Origin of the sequence: Photobacterium kagoshimensis (assembly GCF_050337045.1) — a bacterium.
In the GTDB taxonomy this organism is placed as follows: Bacteria; Pseudomonadota; Gammaproteobacteria; order Enterobacterales; family Vibrionaceae; genus Photobacterium; species Photobacterium kagoshimensis.
Map to the genome: position 1 here is coordinate 1 of NZ_JAKJSO010000061.1, position 604 is coordinate 604.

Genomic DNA, 604 nt, shown 5'->3' on the forward strand with positions numbered 1-604 from the left:
ATGATTAGCCAAAGTACAAACGTAAAAAAGCCCAAGTCGTAAGACTCGGGCTTAGTATAAGTGGCGGAGCGGACGGGACTCGAACCCGCGACCCCCGGCGTGACAGGCCGGTATTCTAACCAACTGAACTACCGCTCCACACGGTGATAAACAGTAACCTGTCTATCCGATACACGTCGTTCAATACGTATATCTAAACTTTTTTGCTTTAAGATTTTTATTAAAAATCTGAAAACAAGGAAATTAAAGCCTGGCGATGACCTACTCTCACATGGGGAGACCCCACACTACCATCGGCGCTATTACGTTTCACTACTGAGTTCGGCATGGGATCAGGTGGGTCCATAATGCTATGGTCGCCAAGCAAATTCGGTTTTATTCACCGCCATTAGGCGATAAATACAATCTGGGAAAATCTAACTAGTTACAATATCGTTCTTAACACGCATTCAAGCGTTTATGGAGTCCGTAAAACCCCTTGGGTGTTGTATGGTTAAGCCTCACGGGCAATTAGTACAGGTTAGCTCAATGCCTCGCAGCACTTACACACCCTGCCTATCAACGTCGTAGTCTTCGACAACCCTTTAGAGACCTTAAAGGTCTA

At 45.5% G+C, this 604-nt stretch carries 1 tRNA gene and 2 rRNA genes; all 3 read right to left on the reverse strand.

Annotation, left to right across the window (positions count from 1 at the left end):
• Positions 1–61: 61 nt before the first annotated feature.
• A tRNA-Asp gene (locus tag L4C35_RS23230) sits at positions 62–138 on the reverse strand.
• Positions 139–248: 110 nt separating this feature from the next.
• Positions 249–364 (reverse strand): 5S ribosomal RNA (gene rrf, locus L4C35_RS23235).
• Between the two features lie 125 nt (positions 365–489).
• Positions 490–604, reverse strand: a 23S ribosomal RNA gene (locus L4C35_RS23240); the annotation flags it as partial.